A 16,105-nucleotide genomic window follows, 5' to 3' on the forward strand; every position below is an offset into this window, starting at 1 on the left:
ACTCGCGCCCCTGTGCAGGACCACGATGCAGACCCCAGGCACGCTCCACGTCGTCGCCACCCCGATCGGCAACCTCGGCGACTTCGGTGCCCGCGCGCAGGACGTGCTCCGCTCCGTCGACGCCATCTGCGCCGAGGACACGCGGCATACGCGCCAGCTTCTCGCGCACTTCGGCATCGAAAAGGCATTGATCGCGCTGCACCAGCACAACGAGGAGGCGCAGGTCGCCCAGCTGGTCGGCCGCCTACGCGAGGGCCAGTCGCTGGCCTTGGTCAGCGACGCAGGCACCCCGCTCGTGAGTGACCCCGGCTTTCGGCTGGTGCGTGCGGTGCGCGAGGCGGGGCTGCGCGTGTCCCCGGTCCCGGGCGCGTGTGCGGCGATCGCGGCGCTGAGCGTGGCGGGCATCGCGTCCGACCGCTTCGCCTTCGAGGGTTTCCTGCCAGCCAAGGCGGGAGCGCGCCGCGAGCGTCTGTCAGCGCTGCTGGCCGAGCCGCGCACGCTGATCTTCTACGAGGCCTCGCATCGCATCGAGGAGACGCTGGCGGATTTCGCCGCGGTGTTCGGGTCGCGCCGCGCGGTGATCGCGCGGGAGCTGACCAAGCTGTTCGAGACCGTGCTCGACGGCGACCTCGCGCAGCTGCACGCGGTTGTCGCGGCCGATCCCAACCAGCGGAAGGGGGAGTTCGTGCTGATCGTCGAGGGCGCGCCGGAAGACGAGGACGCCACGCTGGCCGAAGGTCGCCGGGTCTACGCCAAGCTTTGCGACCACATGAAGCCCTCGCAGGCGGCGAAGGTCGCGGCCGAGATCACCGGCGCGCCGCGCAAGGCCCTCTACGGCGGCGAAACGGCCTGATCGCGACGCGCGGATTCAGGCCGCCCGTTCGCGACGCCGCTAAACTTCGCCACGGCGGAGTCGGCCAGGCAGTCGCGTCATCTTCGGATGCCGAGGAAAGTCCGGGCTCCACAGGGTACGGTGCCAGGTAACGCCTGGGCGGCGCGAGCCGACGGAAAGTGCAACAGAGAGCAGACCGCCGAACGGCGCCGAAAGGCGTGCGTGGTAAGGGTGAAACGGTGCGGTAAGAGCGCACCGCGAGTCCGGCAACGGACCGGCACGGCAAACCCCACCGGGAGCAAGACCAAATAGGGAGGCGATGCCGCGACCCGCGGTGCCTCCGGGTAGGTTGCTTGAGCGCAGGCGGTGACGCCTCGCCGAGAGGAATGACTGTCCACGACAGAACCCGGCTTACCGGCCGGCTCCGCCACTTTCCTTTTCCATCAACGACTTGCCACAAGCGACGCTAGCCGCGTGCGCCGACGAATGGTCGCGTCCGTGAAGCCGGCTGTGGCGCCTGTGGACACTCGGTGACGATCCCGAGCCAAGTGCCTGTTGTCTCAGGATTTGAGACAAAACAGCAGCTTGTGGATAAAGCTTGAACAAGTCTCTCAAGTTCGCCGCAAGTCGTTGACTTCACTTAGGAAAATGACCGCGCCGGATTGTTGACAACCCCCAAGGTGGGGCATAAGGTGGCTCTCCGTGGGGAAACCGGGTTTTTCGTGGTTTTCCTTAGCCATCAAGCCCGCGTGAAGACGGGTGACGACCGGAAGGGGACAGGTCCGTGTTTCAGGGCGAATCCGCCATCACCATCGATGACAAAGGCCGGCTGGCGGTTCCTACCGCGTACCGCGACGTCATCGCGCGTGAGTGCGGCGGTCGCCTGGTCGTGACCTACAACCCGTTCGAAGCGGGCTCGCTCTACCTCTATCCGCAGGCCGTCTGGGAGCGCGTGCGCGACCAGGTCAACGCGTTGCCGCGGACCAAGCGTCAGAACCGTTTCCTGCAGCTGAAGCTCGTCGGCGCCGCCGCTTTCGTCGAGCCCGACGCCAACGGCCGCATTTCCCTACCGGCCAGTCAGCGTGCTGCCGTCGGCATCGAAAAGCGCGCCGTGCTGCTGGGCATGGGCGACAAGTTCGAACTGTGGAGCGAGCAGGCCCACCTCGCGCAGATCCGTCAGACGTTGTCCGACGACGATCTGGGCGACGACCTGCTGGGTCTCGAGTTGTGACCGCGGGTGGCATGGAGCGCGGTGCGCTCGCAGGCCACCTCCCGGTGATGTACGCGCAGGTCCTGGACGGCCTGCGTGTCGTTGGGGATGGAACGTATCTGGACGGCACGTTCGGTCGCGGCGGGCATGCCCGCGGCGTACTGGAACAACTGGGCCCGGAAGGTCGCCTGCTCGTGATGGACAAGGATCCCGACGCGATCGCCGTCGCCGAACGTGAGTTCGGTGGCGATCCGCGCGTGTCCATATTCCGCGGCAGCTTCGCGCAGCTCGCGCAGTGGGATGCCACCGCAGCGGGACTCGACGGCGTGCTGTTCGATCTCGGCGTGTCGTCGCCGCAGCTCGACGTCGCCGAGCGCGGCTTCTCGTTCGGCAAGGACGGCCCGCTCGACATGCGCATGGATCCCGAGTCGGGCATCAGCGCGGCCGAATGGCTCAACACCGCGTCGGACAGGGAAATCGCCGACGTCCTGTACACCTTCGGCGAGGAGCGCCAGAGCCGACGCATCGCCCGCGCGATCGTCGCGCGTCGTGCGCAGGCGCCATTCGCGCGAACCGCCGAACTCGCGGAACTCATCGCGTCGGTGATTCCGCGCGGTGATTCGAAGATCCATCCGGCGACGCGTTCGTTCCAGGCGATCCGCATCTTCATCAATCGTGAACTCGGCGATCTGGAAGACGGTCTCGACGCCGCGATGGCGCGTCTGAAGCCTGGCGGTCGCCTCGCGGTGATCAGCTTCCACTCGCTGGAAGATCGCATCGTCAAGCAGTTCATCGCCAAGCACGCGAAGGCGCCGGCGGGCAATCGCCGCATGCCGGTCGAAGTCGCATTCACGCCGACGCTGCGCGATGTCGGCGGTGCGATCAAGGCGGACGACGCGGAGCTCGCGGTGAATCCGCGTGCGCGCAGTGCCGTTCTGCGCGTCGCTGAAAAGATCGGGGAGGCTGCATGATCCTGCGCGTCCTCCTCGCCGTGCTCGTGGTCGCCAACGTCGTGACCGCGCTGGCGATCGTCGAGACGCGCCAGCGTCATCGCCAGCTGTTCGTACAGGTCTCCAAGCTCGAGCGCGCGCGTGACGAGCTCAACATCGAGTTCGGCCGCCTGCAGCTCGAGCAGGCGACGTGGGCCGAGTCCAATCGCATCGACCAGGTTGCGCGTGATCGGCTCGGCATGAAGTTCCCCGAAGGCAACGACATCGTGGTGATCCGCCCATGAGTATTCCGGGCGACCGCCGCCGCGATCGCAACGCCAACAGCCGCGGCAGCGATGTCGCGCGCCGGTTGCGCGCACTGCTCGGTGGGGCGGGTGGCGCGCGCGGTCGTTCGCGCATGGACGTGCGCATGCGCCTGCTGTGCATCGCCGCGGCGATGGGGCTGTGCTCGTTCGCGCTGGTCGCCCGCGCGTTCTACATCCAGGTGCTCGATCGCGACTTCTACGTCGCGCAGGGCGAGGCGCGTTCGTTGCGCGAGATCCCGATCGCGACGTCGCGCGGCATGATCACCGACCGCAACGGCGAGCCGCTCGCGGTATCGACGCCGGTCGAATCGGTCTGGGGCAATCCGCAGGAACTGCTGAAGAATCCCGATCGCCTGCCGCAGCTCGCCGATGCGCTGGGTGTGCCGGTCGACGTGCTGCAGCGCAAGCTCAGCCAGAAGGCCGGCAAGGAATTCCTCTACCTCAAGCGCCGCATCAATCCGGACGAGGCGAAGAAGATCCTCGCGCTCGGCGTTCCGGGTGTGGCCAGCCAGCGCGAATACCGTCGCTTCTACCCGCAGGGTGAAGCGATGGCGCACGTGCTGGGCTTCACGAATGTCGACGACGAAGGCCAGGAGGGCCTCGAGCTCGCGTTCGATGAATGGCTGCGCGGCAAGCCCGGCGCGAAGCGCGTGCTGCGCGATGGCCACGGTCGCATCATCGAGAACGTCGATCTGGTGCGCGCGGCCGAGCCCGGTCGCGATCTCACGCTGACCATCGACCGTCGCATGCAGTTCCTCGCCTACCGCGAACTGCGCAAGGCGTTGATGGAGCATGGCGCATCAAGTGGTTCGATCGTCACCCTCGACGTCACCACCGGCGAAGTGCTGGCGATGGCGAACCTGCCGACGTTCAATCCGAATGCCGTGTCGACGTCCGACCGCGAGGCCCATCGCAACCGCGCGATCACCGACGTGTTCGAACCCGGCTCGACGATGAAGCCGATCACCATTGCTGCCGCGCTCACCGCCGGCGTAGTGACGCCGACGACGCCGATCGATCTCTCGCCGGGCTGGATGAAGCTCGGCAAGTACACGATCCGCGATCACAGCAACTACGGCCTGCAGACCGTCACGGGCGTCATCACCAAGAGCTCGAACATCGGCGCGTCGAAGATCTCGGCCAAGCTACAGGATCGCTACTTCTACGAGTTCATCAAGCGCTTCGGCTATGGCAGCAAGCCGGGCAGTGGCTTCCCAGGCGAAGTGTCGGGTGTGCTCGCGCCGCCGTCGCGCTGGAATGGTCTGCAGAAGGCGACGATCTCGTACGGCTACGGCCTGTCGGCGACGCCGCTGCAGATCGCCGTCGCCTACGCCGCGATCGCGAATCACGGTGTATTGACCACGCCGACCTTCGTGAAGGGCGAACACGGCCAGACGCGTCAGGTGCTCGATCCGAAGGTCGCGCATGAAGTCATCAAGATGATGCAGACGGTGACGGAGCCGGGCGGCACCGCGACGCAGGGCGCGATCCTCGGTTATCACGTCGCCGGCAAGACCGGCACGGCGCGCAAGTTCAATGGTCGCGGCGGTTACTCGCAGCGCTATCTCTCGTACTTCGCCGGCATTGTGCCGGTCGACAACCCGCGCTTCGCGACCGTCGTCGTCGTCAACGATCCGGACCCGAGCAAGGGCTACTTCGGCGGCCTCGTCTCCGCGCCGGTGTTCAAGTCGGTGATGGAAGGCTCGCTGCGCCTGATGGACGTGCCGCCGGACGACATCGAGACCTGGCTCGCCGCGCAGGACAAGCTCACGCACGGAAACAGCGTCGCCACCGCGCCAGCGCCGACCCCGGCGCCGATGCCGGCACCCGTCGCATCGGACGACGATGTCGACATCCCCTTCGAAGCCGCACCGGTGACGCCATGACGCGCACGATGCGACTCGCCGAACTGCTTCCCGACGTCGACGGCATCCCCGTCGACTTGGTCGTTTCCGGTCTCGTGCAGGACAGCCGCGAAGTCACGCCGGGCGATGCGTTCGTCGCGATCGGTGGCTTTGGCGCGCACGGCCTCGGTTTCGTGGATGCGGCGAAGGCGCGCGGCGCGTCCGCGGTGCTGTTCGAGCCGCCGGCGCCGGCCGAGGTTCCCGCTCCGGTCGACGCCATCGCGGTACCCGACCTGCGCACGCGTCTCGGCGAAATGGCACACCGTTTCCACGGTCGCGCCACCGAATCGATGACCGTCGTCGGCGTCACCGGTACCAACGGCAAGACCTCGACGGTGCAGCTGATCGCGCAGGCGTGGACTCTTCGCGGCGTCACCGCTGGCACCGTCGGCACGCTGGGCGCGGGCCTCTACGGCCGCACCGAACCGACCGGTTTCACTACGCCGCTGGTGTTGAAGCTGCACCAGCTGATCGGCGCGATGCGTGACGAAGGCGCGGACGCGCTCGCGATGGAAGTCAGCTCGCATGCGCTCGACCAGGGCCGTGTCGACGGCGTGCGTTTCGACGTTGCGGTGTTCACCAACCTCACCCGGGACCACCTCGACTACCACGGCACCATGGCGGCGTACGGCGCGGCAAAAGCGCGCCTTTTCGGCTGGTCGGGTCTCGCGTCGGCGGTGGTCAATCTCGACGACGACTACGGCCGCCAGCTGTTCGATGCGCTTCCGTCGACGGTGCGCGGTGTCGGCGTGAGTTCGCGCGCGGCGGCCGGTGCGACGCTTCGCGCGGCCGACGTCTCACTCGACGCCACTGGCATCACGTTCGAGCTCGTTGGCGGCGATGCGAGGGCGCCCGTGCATTCGCCGCTCCTCGGCCGCTTCAATGTCGACAACCTGCTCGCGGTCGCTGGCGTCCTGCACGCACTAGGCGCGGATGTCGCCGATGTCGCCGGGACGCTGTCGCGTCTCCAGCCGATCCACGGCCGCATGAACCGCCTCGGCGCCGCCGGCCAGCCGCTGGTGGTCATCGACTACGCACACACGCCGGACGCGCTCGAACAGGCGCTGTCGACACTCCGCGCGCACACGCGCGGTCGTCTCATCTGCGTGTTCGGGTGCGGTGGCGAACGCGACACCGGCAAGCGTCCGCAGATGGGCGCGATCGCCGAGCGTCTGGCCGACGTCGCGATCGTCACCGACGACAACCCGCGCGGCGAGGACGGCGATGCGATCGTCGCCGGCATCCTCGACGGTTTTTCCGATCGCGCGCGCGCCATCGTGCTGCGCGATCGCCGCGTCGCCATCCAGCGCGCGATTGGTGACGCGAACGCCGACGACGTCGTGCTCGTCGCCGGCAAGGGCCACGAGCCCTACCAGGAAGTCGCGGGCGTGAAGCATCCGTTCGACGACACCGAAGTGGCGCGCGAAGCGCTGGAGGTGCACGCATGAGGCCGCTGCGTCTATCCGATATCGCCGCGATGACCGCGGGCCGTGTCGTCGGCGAGGACATCGTCGTCGACCGTCTGCTCACCGATACCCGGGGGCTCAGCTCCGTCGAGCCGTCGGTATGCGCGTCCAGCCTGTTCGTCGCGCTGAAGGGCGCGAATTTCGATGGGCACGACCATGTGTCCGCTGCGGCAGACGCCGGCATCGGCGCCGCGCTGGTGTCGCGCATCACCGGCGACCTGCCGCAGGTGCTGGTCGGTGATACGCAGCTCGCGCTTGCCGATCTCGCGCGCGGCGTGCAGGCGTCGCGTTCGACGAAGGTGGTCGCGATCACCGGCAGCAACGGCAAGACCAGCGTGAAGACGCTCACGCTCGCCATCCTCGAACAGGCCGGTCGCACCTACGGCAATCCCGGTAATCGCAACAACGAGATCGGCCTGCCGCTCGCGGTGATCGATGCGCCGGAAGACGCGCAGTTCGCCGTCTACGAAATGGGCGCCGGCCAGCCGGGCGACATCGCGTATCTCACCGCGATCGCGCGGCCCGACGTGTCCATCGTCAACAACATCGCGCCCGCGCACCTGGAGCGCATGGGCTCGTTGCTCGGCGTCGCCGACACCAAGGCCGCGATTTACGACGCGCTGCCGGCCGACGGCGTTGCGGTGATCAACGCCGACGACAGCTTCGCGCCGTTCTTCGCCGAGCGTGCGGCGGGGCGTCGTCATATCCGCTTCGGCCTCGAGACCAGCGCCGACGTCACCGCGCGCGACATCGCACTCAGCGAGAACGGTTCGAGTTTCACGATCGTCACGCCGCAGGGCGAGGCGTCAGTCGAACTCGCGATGCCGGGCCGTCACAACGTGCGCAATGCATTGGCCGCAGCGTCGCTCGCGATCGGCGCCGGCGTTCCGCTGTCGACGATCGCGTCGGGTCTGTCGGCCGCGCGACCTGTCGCAGGCCGCCTGGTCACGCATCGCCTGCGCAGCGGCGCGACGCTGATCGACGACAGCTACAACGCGAATCCGGGTTCGCTCGCCGCTGCGATCGATACGCTCGCGGCGATGCCGGGTGCGTCGTGGCTGGTGCTGGGTGACATGCGCGAACTCGGCGACGACGCCGTCGCGCTGCATGCCCAGGCCGGTACGCGCGCCCGTGAAGCCGGCATCGCGCGTCTCTACGCCCTGGGCCCGCTGAGCGCGGCCGCCGCCGAGGCGTTCGGTGCGAATGCGCGCCACTTCGCTACCCATGAATCACTCGCCGAAGCGCTGCGCGCGGACCTGTCCGCCGACGTGCGCGTGCTCGTCAAGGGCTCCCGCGGCAGCGCGATGGATCGCATCGTCGCTGCGCTACTGAACGGACACTCGCATGCTGCTTGAACTCACCCGCTGGCTCGAACAGCTGCAGAGCCACTTCGGGCTTTTCAGCTACCTCACGTTCCGCGGCATCCTCAGCGCGCTGACGTCGCTGTTCCTCTCGCTCTGGTGGGGGCCGGCGGTCATTCGCCGCCTCGGCCAGCTCAAGGCGGGCGGCCAGCCGATCCGCAAGGACGGCCCGCAGTCGCACTTCTCGAAGGCGGGCACGCCGACGATGGGCGGCGCGCTGATCCTGCTGACGGTGCTCGCGTCGGTGCTGCTGTGGGGTGACCTGCGCAACCGCTACGTGTGGCTGGTGCTGGCGGTGATGGTTGCGTTCGGCGCGATCGGCTGGTGGGACGACTGGATCAAGATCGTCAAGCGCGATCCCAATGGCATGCGGTCGCGCACCAAGTATTTCCTGCAGTCGGTGTTCGGCCTTGCTGCCGGCCTGTTCCTCTACTACTACGCCAACCCGGGCGTGGCCGCGGCGACGACGTTCTACATCCCGCTCTTCAAGCAGGTCGCGCTGCCGCTGGTGAGCGTGTCCTTCGTCTTCATCGCCTATCTGTGGATCGTCGGCTTCTCGAACGCGGTGAACCTCACCGACGGCCTCGACGGCCTCGCGATCATGCCGACGGTGCTCGTCGCCTGCGCCCTGGGCGTGTTTGCGTATGCGTCGGGCAACGCGGTGTTCTCGAACTACCTGCAGATCCCGCAGATCCCGGGCGCGGGCGAACTCATCGTCATCTGCGCGGCGATCGCGGGCGCGGGCCTGGGCTTCCTGTGGTTCAACACCTATCCCGCGATGGTGTTCATGGGCGACATCGGCGCGCTCGCGCTCGGCGCCGTGCTCGGCACGATCGCGGTGATCGTCCGCCAGGAACTCGTGCTGGTGATCATGGGCGGCATCTTCGTCATCGAGACGCTCTCGGTGATGATCCAGGTCGCCAGCTTCAAGCTCACCGGCAAGCGCGTCTTCAAGATGGCACCGATCCACCATCACTTCGAGCTCAAGGGCTGGCCCGAGCCGCGCGTCATCGTGCGCTTCTGGATCATCTCGGTGGTGCTCGTCCTCATCGGCCTCGCGACGTTGAAGGTGCGCTGATGGACATGTCTTCCCGCCAGGCCACGCGCCTCGACGCCATCACCGGTCGTTTCGATTCGTGGCTGCTCGGCCTGATCGGCGCGCTGCTGTGCCTGGGCGTGGTGATGGTGGGTTCGAGCTCGGTCGCGCAGGCGGCGAGCCCGACGTATTACCTGACGCGCCACCTCGTGTTCCTGTTCGCCGGTTCCGTCGCCGCGATGGCGATGATGCGCATCGAGCTCAAGACCATCGAGCGCTATGCGCAGTGGATGCCGATCGTCGGCCTCGTGCTGCTGCTGGTGGTCGCGGTGCCGGGCCTTGGCGTGACGGTGAAGGGCGCGCGTCGCTGGATCAATCTCGGCTTCACCAACTTCCAGCCCGTGGAAGCGGTCAAGCTCATGATGGTCGTGTGGCTCGCGGCCTACCTCAAGCGCTTCAGCGAAGAGGTGAGTGCATCGTGGCGCGCGATCATCAAGGTGATCGGCGTCGCCTGCGCGTTCGCGGGCGTGCTGCTGGCCGTGCAGAAGGACTTCGGTTCGTCGGCGCTGATCCTCGCGATGACGGCGGGCATGCTGGTGCTCGGTGGTGCGAACCTGCCGCGCCTGGTCGGCCCGCTGTTCGCGCTGCTGCCCGCACTCGGCGCGATGATCCTGCTCGAGCCGTACCGCGTGCGTCGCCTCACCTCGTTCACCGATCCGTTCGCCGATCCGTTCGGTGACGGCTACCAGCTCGCGAACGCGCTGATGGCGGTGGGCCGCGGCGAATGGTTCGGTGCAGGGCTAGGCGCGTCCGTGCACAAGCTCTCGTACCTACCCGAAGCGCACACCGACTTCATCATGGCGGTGATCGCCGAGGAACTCGGCTTCGTCGGCGTGTGCCTCGTCATCGCGCTGTATGCCGGCCTCGTCGCCCGCGCGATGTGGGTCGGCCTGCAGTGCGTGGAGATGCGCCGTCACTTCGCGGGCTATTGCGCGTTCGGCATCGCGCTGTGGATCGGCATCCAGAGCACGGTGTCGATCGGCGTGAACCTCGGTCTGCTCCCGACCAAGGGCCTGACGCTGCCGCTGATCTCCTACGGCGGCTCGTCGTTCGCGATGACGCTGGGTGCGATGGGGCTGCTGTTGCGCATCTCGTACGAGCTTGAGCGCGCCCGTCGCCAGGTGGCGCTGCGTCGCGATGCATTCGGTGCGCCGGCAGCGGCAGGTCAGTCCGATATGCCGGCCGCGCGTCCGATGGCGGCAGCGCCAGTGTCGCCTGCGCCCATCGGCCGCAACGACACGCGCGGCACCAACCGCCTGCGTCCGCGCGTCGAACCGGTGTTCGGACGCAGCGCATGACCGACGTTCGCGCCAACGCGCATGCAGAGATCGGCGTGATGATCCTCGCCGGCGGCACGGGCGGGCACATCTTCCCGGGCCTTGCCGTTGCGCACGAGCTGCGCCGCCGCGGCGTTGCCGTGGGCTGGCTCGGCAGCGAAGGCGGGATGGAAACGCGGCTGGTGCCCCCGCACGGCATCGACGTCGACACGATCGCGATCCGCGGCGTGCGCGGCAAAGGCGCGGCAACGCTGCTCGCCGCGCCGTTCAAGCTGATGTCGGCGGTGTCGGCTGCACGCGCGATCCTGTCGCGCCGTCGTCCGCGGGCGGTAATCAGCTTCGGGGGCTTCGCCGCGGGCCCGGGCGGCCTCGCTGCGCGCCTCGCCGGCATTCCGCTGTTCGTGCACGAACAGAACCGCGCGCCGGGCATGACCAATCGCGTGTTGTCGAAGATGGCGCGCCGCGTGCTGACGGGATTCCCGGGCAGCTTCGCGAAGGAAGAAGTCGTCGGGAATCCGGTGCGTACCGAGATCGCCGACGTCGCGCCGCCATCGACGCGCTTCGAATTCCGTGACGGCCCGCTGCGCCTGCTGGTGCTCGGCGGTAGCCAGGGTGCTGCGGCGTTGAATCGCGCGGTGCCCACCGCGATCGCCGCACAGCGCGATCGCACGCGCTGGCAGGTGCGGCATCAGTGCGGCGAACGCATGCTCGATGCGGCGATCGCGTCGTATCGCGAGGCTGGCGTCGACGCCAGCGTCGAGCCTTTCATTGCCGACATGGCCGCTGCTTACGCGTGGGCCGATCTCGTGGTCTGCCGCGCCGGTGCGCTCACGCTCGCGGAAGTCTGCGCGGTCGGCGTGGCCAGCGTGCTCGTGCCGTTCCCGCAGGCGGTAGACGACCACCAGACCAAGAACGCGCAGTTCCTCGTCGAGCGCGGCGCCGCGCGCCTGCTGCCGCAGGACGAGCACCTCGCCGCGAAGCTCGCCGACACCCTCGAATCCTTCGCCTCGCGCGCCGAGCTGCGGCCGATGGCCGACGCCGCACGCGCGCTGGCCCGGCCCGACGCCGCATCGCACGTCGCCGACCTTGTTATGGAACAGATCGCCATGGATCGCGCCGCATGATCGCAACGCATCGCCACCGCCTGCTCGACAACGCCGACAAGGGCGGCGCGCGCGTGCATTTCGTCGGCATCGGCGGCGTCGGCATGAGCGGCATCGCCGAGGTCATGTGCACGCTGGGCTACCAGGTGTCCGGCTCGGATAACGCCGACAACGCGGTGACGCGCCGTCTCGCGCGCCTCGGCATCACCGTGCATCGCGGCCATGATGCGAAGAACGTCGACGGCGTCGAATGCCTCGTCGTGTCGAGCGCGATCAAGGCCGACAACCCCGAACTGATGGCCGCGCGCGAGCAGCGCATTCCGATCGTGCCGCGCGCCGAGATGCTCGCCGAGCTGATGCGGTTCAAGCGTGGCATCGCGATCGCCGGCACGCACGGCAAGACCACCACGACGTCGCTCACCGCCAGCGTGCTGGGCGAGGGTGGGATCGACCCGACGTTCGTGATCGGCGGTCAGCTGCTCGCGGCCGGCGCGAACGCGAAGCTCGGCGGTGGCGACTGGCTGGTCGCCGAAGCGGACGAGTCCGACGGCAGCTTCCTGCGCCTGAACCCGCAGATCGCCGTCGTCACCAACATCGATGCCGACCACCTCGAGAACTACGGCGGCGACTTCGCCAAGGTCCAGGCGGCGTTCGACGAGTTCCTGCATCGCCTGCCGTTCTACGGCCTTGCCGTGCTGTGCATCGACGATGCGGAAGTGGCGGCGCTCGCGAAGAATGCGACGCGTCATGTGCTCACGTACGGGTTCTCGGAGGAGGCCGACGTGCGCGCCGAGAACGTCGTGCAGCAGGGCGCGCGCATGCGTTTCACGTTGTGCATGCCCGACGGCACGCGCTGCGAGACGACGCTCGCACTGCCGGGTCGCCACAACGTGCAGAACGCACTCGCGGCGGCGGCAGTGGGTTGGCAGCTCGGGGTCGAGCAGGCGGCAATCTGCCGCGCGCTGGAAAACTTCGCGGGCATCGGCCGCCGCTTCAACCTGCTCGCGCAGGTACCGGTCACCGGCGGTGGCACGGTCACGCTGGTCGACGACTACGGCCATCACCCCAAGGAACTGGAAGCGGTGTTCAAGGCGGCACGTGGCGGGTGGGGCGACAAGCGCCTTGTCGTCGCGTTCCAGCCGCATCGCTACAGCCGCACGCGCGACCTGTTCGACGACTTCGCGCAGGTGCTGTCGGAAGTTGACGTGCTGGTGCTGACCGAGGTGTATCCGGCCGGCGAAGCACCGATTGCGGGCGCCGATGCGAAATCGCTGGCCCGCGCGATTCGCGCGCGTGGCCGCACCGAACCTGTCGTCGTGTCGCGTGCTGCGGATCTCGCGCGCGTGCTGCCCGACGTTCTCAAGTCCGATGACCTGCTGCTCATGATGGGCGCGGGCGACATCGGCCACGCCGCGCAGCAGATCGCGGCCCACGGTTTCGAAGGAGCGGATTCGTGAGCATCGCCATCGTCCCGTCGCGCGTCACCGATCCGGCCGTGTTCGGCCGCGTCGCCGTGCTCATGGGCGGCACCAGTTCCGAGCGCGAAGTCTCGCTCGACTCCGGTCGCAACGTGCTGGAGGCACTGCAGTCGAAGGGCGTGAATGCATTCGGCGTCGACGGCATTCCGGCGCTGGTCGATGCGATCCGCGACGGCCGCGTCGACCGCGTGTTCAACATCCTCCACGGCAACAAGGGCGGTGGCGAGGACGGCGTGCTGCAGGGCCTGCTCGAAGCGCTGCGCATTCCGTACACCGGTTCGGGCGTGCTCGGCTCCGCGCTGTCGATGGACAAGATCCGCACCAAGCAGGTGTGGTTGAGCGTGGGCCTGCCGACGCCGCGCTACATCCGCCTGAAGAAGGGCGACGACGTGCATGCCGCGGGACGGAGCCTTGGCCTGCCCGTGATCGTGAAGCCGTCGTGCGAAGGCTCGAGCGTCGGCGTGTCGCGCGTGCACGACAACGCGGGCCTCGACGAAGCCGTCGAACTCGCCGCGCGCTATCCGGGCGAGATGCTGATGGAGCAGCTCGTCGTCGGCGACGAACTTACCGTCGCGGTCATCGCGAACGGCGACGACTTCGTCGCGCTGCCGTCGATCCGCATCGTCCCCAAGGGCGAGTGGTACGACTACAACGCCAAGTACATCGCCGAGGACACGCAGTATCTGTGTCCGGGTCTCGAAGGCGACGGCGAGGCGGAGATCCGTCGCATCGCCGTCGAAGCGTTCAAGGCCGCGGGCTGTGAAGGCTGGGGTCGCGTCGACGTCATGCGCGATCGCCGCGCCGGCCAGTTCTTCCTGCTCGAAGTGAACACCGCGCCCGGCATGACCAGCCATTCGTTGGTGCCCAAGGCCGCGCGCCAGGTCGGCATCGAATTCGCCGACCTGTGCTGGCGCGTGCTCGAGTCGAGCCTCGCGCGCGGAGGTGCCGCGGCGTGAACCCGATGCTCCGTCTCGCCGGCTGGCTGATCGCGGTGGCGCTCGTCGCGCTGCCGGTGGTCGCCGTGCTGCGCGGATGGATCGGCGCCGAGCGCTGGCCGCTCACGCATCTACGCGCGACGGGCCGTTTCGAACATGTCGACCCGAAGCTCGTGCAGGCGGCGTTGCTGCCGTACGCGAAGCACGGTTATTTCGCCGTCGATCTTCAGGGGGCGCAGGCCGCGGTCGCGAAGCTGCCGTGGGTCGACCAGGCGCAGGTGCGCAAGCGCTGGCCGGACGTCCTCGAGGTGTCGATCACCGAGCACCGCCCGTTCGCGCGCTGGGGCAGGGATCGCCTGCTGTCCGACCGCGGCGCGTTGTTTGACGCGCGTGGTGCGCAGGTGCCGCCCGGTCTGCCGAATTTCGCCGGTCCGGATGCGCGCACGCGCGACGTGGTCGAGCTGTACCAGCAGTCGCGCACGCTGTTCGCACCGATCGGCATGCAGGTCGACACCGTCGTGCTCGATCCGCGCGGCAGCTGGACGCTCACGCTGCTCGATCGCGCCCACGGCGGCATTCCGACGCAGGTCATCGTCGGCCGCGCCGAAGCACGCGCCCGCATTGGGCGTTTCGTGCGCCTGATGCCGCAGCTGCTCGTCAATCCCGAGCGCCACATCGAGCGCGCCGACCTTCGCTACACCAACGGTTTCGCACTCGTGTGGAGCACGCCGCAGGCGCCCGCACCGGCGAAGCCCGCGACCGCCGCTGCCGTGATCCCGGCCACGCCCTGGGCCGCCGCAATCGACACGCTCAAGCGCGCCCTCTCCGCGACGCAGGCGCCGCGCGCCGCGTTCGTCCTCCCCCGATTCCCCACTTCGTCTCTCACATGAACCGCAAGGGCGACAAATCCCTCATCGTCGGCCTCGACATCGGCACCTCCAAGGTGACGGCGCTGGTCGGCGAATACCTGCCCGGCCAGCCGATCGAAGTGATCGGACTCGGCTCGCACGAGTCGCGCGGCATGCGCCGCGGCGTCGTCGTCGACATCGATTCGACCGTGCAGTCGATCCAGCGCGCGATCGAGGAGGCCGAGCTCATGGCCGGCTGCGAGATCCGCTCGGTCTACGCCTCGATCTCCGGCAGCCACATCCAGTGCCGCAATTCGCAGGGCATCGCGCCGATCCGCGACAACAGCGAAGTCACGTACGCCGATCTCGATCGCGTCCTCGACGCGGCGAAGGCGGTCGCGATCCCGGCCGACCAGAAGATCCTGCACGCGATCCCGCGCGACTACGTGCTCGACGACTCGCAGGAAGGCATCCGCAACCCGGTCGGCATGACCGGCGTGCGGCTCGAGGTGCATGCGCACCTGGTGATCTGCGCGCAGTCGGCCGCCGCGAACATCAGCAAGTGCGTGCAGAAGTGCGGGCTGGCGGTCGACGACCTGATCCTGTCGGTGCTGGCTTCCTCGCAGGCGGTGCTGACGCCGGACGAGCGCGAACTCGGCGTGGTCTGCGTCGATATCGGCGCTGGCACCACCGACATCGCAGTGTTCGTGCAGGGCGCGATCGCGCACAGCGCGAGCCTGCCGATCGCCGGCGACAAGGTCACCGAGGACATCGCGCACATGCTGCGCACGCCGACGCCGGAAGCCGAACAGATCAAGGTCCGCTACGCCTGCGCGCTGTCGCAGATGGCGACGGCGGAAGAGTCGATCCAGGTGCCGAGCGTGGGTGACCGTCCGCCGCGTCGCATGCCGCGCGCATCGCTCGCGCAGGCGGTGCAGGCGCGTTACGAGGAAATCTTCGAGATGGTGCAGGCCGAGCTGCGCCGTTCCGGCTTCGAGCAGCACGTCCGCGCCGGCATGGTGCTGACGGGCGGCGCATCGAAGATGGAAGGCGTGGTCGAACTCGCCGAAGAGATGCTGCAGATGCCGGTGCGCGTGGGGATTCCGCAGCACGTCACCGGGTTGGGTGAAGTGGTGGGCAACCCGGTGCATGGCACCGGCGTGGGCCTGCTGCTGATGGGAAGCCAGATCGAAAACCCGCGTCGGCCGATGTTGCCGACGGGTCGTGCGGGCGGCTTCCTGAGCAAGTTGAAGAACTGGTATCGCGGCGAGTTCTGAAGGCAGAACGCGTCGTTGGTCGCGGGCGGGCGAAGAAGCAAAAAAAAGTTGAAGAAATTTTCG

At 68.1% G+C, this 16,105-nt stretch carries 14 protein-coding genes and 1 other RNA gene; all 15 read left to right on the forward strand.

Annotation, left to right across the window (positions count from 1 at the left end; translation table 11 throughout):
- Positions 1-25: 25 nt before the first annotated feature.
- The 15 genes from rsmI (at position 26) to ftsA (ending at position 16,042) form a co-directional block, all read left to right on the forward strand.
- Complete coding sequence (gene rsmI / locus DWG18_RS00735; protein WP_115647956.1) at positions 26-853, forward strand: 16S rRNA (cytidine(1402)-2'-O)-methyltransferase; 828 nt, start codon at positions 26-28, stop codon at positions 851-853.
- 56 nt (positions 854-909) lie between these two features.
- Positions 910-1,262: RNase P RNA component class A (rnpB, locus tag DWG18_RS00740), an RNA gene on the forward strand.
- A 354-nt stretch (positions 1,263-1,616) separates the two neighbouring features.
- Positions 1,617-2,063, forward strand: a complete 447-nt coding sequence (locus tag DWG18_RS00745; RefSeq protein ID WP_115644617.1) for a division/cell wall cluster transcriptional repressor MraZ — start codon at positions 1,617-1,619, stop codon at positions 2,061-2,063.
- A gap of 11 nt (positions 2,064-2,074) precedes the next feature.
- On the forward strand, positions 2,075-3,013 hold the full coding sequence (rsmH, locus tag DWG18_RS00750; RefSeq protein WP_115644618.1) for a 16S rRNA (cytosine(1402)-N(4))-methyltransferase RsmH: 939 nt from the start codon (positions 2,075-2,077) through the stop codon (positions 3,011-3,013).
- Positions 3,013-3,276 (forward strand): cell division protein FtsL, encoded by a 264-nt coding sequence (gene ftsL, locus DWG18_RS00755; protein ID WP_115647957.1) that lies wholly within the window; start codon positions 3,013-3,015, stop codon positions 3,274-3,276. The genes rsmH and ftsL overlap by 1 nt, the downstream gene beginning before the upstream one ends.
- A 113-nt stretch (positions 3,277-3,389) precedes the next feature.
- Positions 3,390-5,183: a penicillin-binding protein 2 gene (locus DWG18_RS00760; protein ID WP_240318620.1), complete on the forward strand. Its 1,794-nt coding sequence runs from the start codon at positions 3,390-3,392 to the stop codon at positions 5,181-5,183.
- A complete protein-coding gene (locus DWG18_RS00765; protein WP_115644620.1) occupies positions 5,180-6,649 on the forward strand; it encodes a UDP-N-acetylmuramoyl-L-alanyl-D-glutamate--2,6-diaminopimelate ligase in 1,470 nt (489 codons plus the stop codon). Before DWG18_RS00760 ends, DWG18_RS00765 begins: the two co-directional genes overlap by 4 nt.
- Positions 6,646-8,022, forward strand: coding sequence for a UDP-N-acetylmuramoyl-tripeptide--D-alanyl-D-alanine ligase (gene murF, locus DWG18_RS00770; RefSeq protein WP_115644621.1), 1,377 nt, complete (start codon positions 6,646-6,648; stop codon positions 8,020-8,022). Before DWG18_RS00765 ends, murF begins: the two co-directional genes overlap by 4 nt.
- Entirely contained in the window at positions 8,012-9,106 is a 1,095-nt protein-coding gene (mraY, locus tag DWG18_RS00775; RefSeq protein ID WP_115644622.1) for a phospho-N-acetylmuramoyl-pentapeptide-transferase, read from the forward strand. The genes murF and mraY overlap by 11 nt, the downstream gene beginning before the upstream one ends.
- On the forward strand, positions 9,106-10,422 hold the full coding sequence (gene ftsW, locus DWG18_RS00780; protein WP_115644623.1) for a putative lipid II flippase FtsW: 1,317 nt from the start codon (positions 9,106-9,108) through the stop codon (positions 10,420-10,422). The genes mraY and ftsW overlap by 1 nt, the downstream gene beginning before the upstream one ends.
- Positions 10,419-11,525 (forward strand): undecaprenyldiphospho-muramoylpentapeptide beta-N-acetylglucosaminyltransferase, encoded by a 1,107-nt coding sequence (gene murG / locus DWG18_RS00785; protein ID WP_240318558.1) that lies wholly within the window; start codon positions 10,419-10,421, stop codon positions 11,523-11,525. The genes ftsW and murG overlap by 4 nt, the downstream gene beginning before the upstream one ends.
- A complete protein-coding gene (gene murC / locus DWG18_RS00790; protein WP_115644624.1) occupies positions 11,522-12,961 on the forward strand; it encodes a UDP-N-acetylmuramate--L-alanine ligase in 1,440 nt (479 codons plus the stop codon). The genes murG and murC overlap by 4 nt, the downstream gene beginning before the upstream one ends.
- Positions 12,958-13,938, forward strand: coding sequence for a D-alanine--D-alanine ligase (locus DWG18_RS00795; protein WP_115644625.1), 981 nt, complete (start codon positions 12,958-12,960; stop codon positions 13,936-13,938). Before murC ends, DWG18_RS00795 begins: the two co-directional genes overlap by 4 nt.
- Positions 13,935-14,807 carry a cell division protein FtsQ/DivIB gene (locus DWG18_RS00800; protein ID WP_115644626.1) on the forward strand — a complete coding sequence of 291 codons (873 nt, stop codon included), beginning with the start codon at positions 13,935-13,937 and terminating at the stop codon, positions 14,805-14,807. The genes DWG18_RS00795 and DWG18_RS00800 overlap by 4 nt, the downstream gene beginning before the upstream one ends.
- Positions 14,804-16,042 carry a cell division protein FtsA gene (gene ftsA / locus DWG18_RS00805; RefSeq protein WP_115644627.1) on the forward strand — a complete coding sequence of 413 codons (1,239 nt, stop codon included), beginning with the start codon at positions 14,804-14,806 and terminating at the stop codon, positions 16,040-16,042. The genes DWG18_RS00800 and ftsA overlap by 4 nt, the downstream gene beginning before the upstream one ends.
- Positions 16,043-16,105: the final 63 nt, after the last annotated feature.

It is taken from the genome of Lysobacter sp. TY2-98 (assembly GCF_003367355.1).
In the GTDB taxonomy this organism is placed as follows: domain Bacteria; phylum Pseudomonadota; class Gammaproteobacteria; order Xanthomonadales; family Xanthomonadaceae; genus Cognatilysobacter.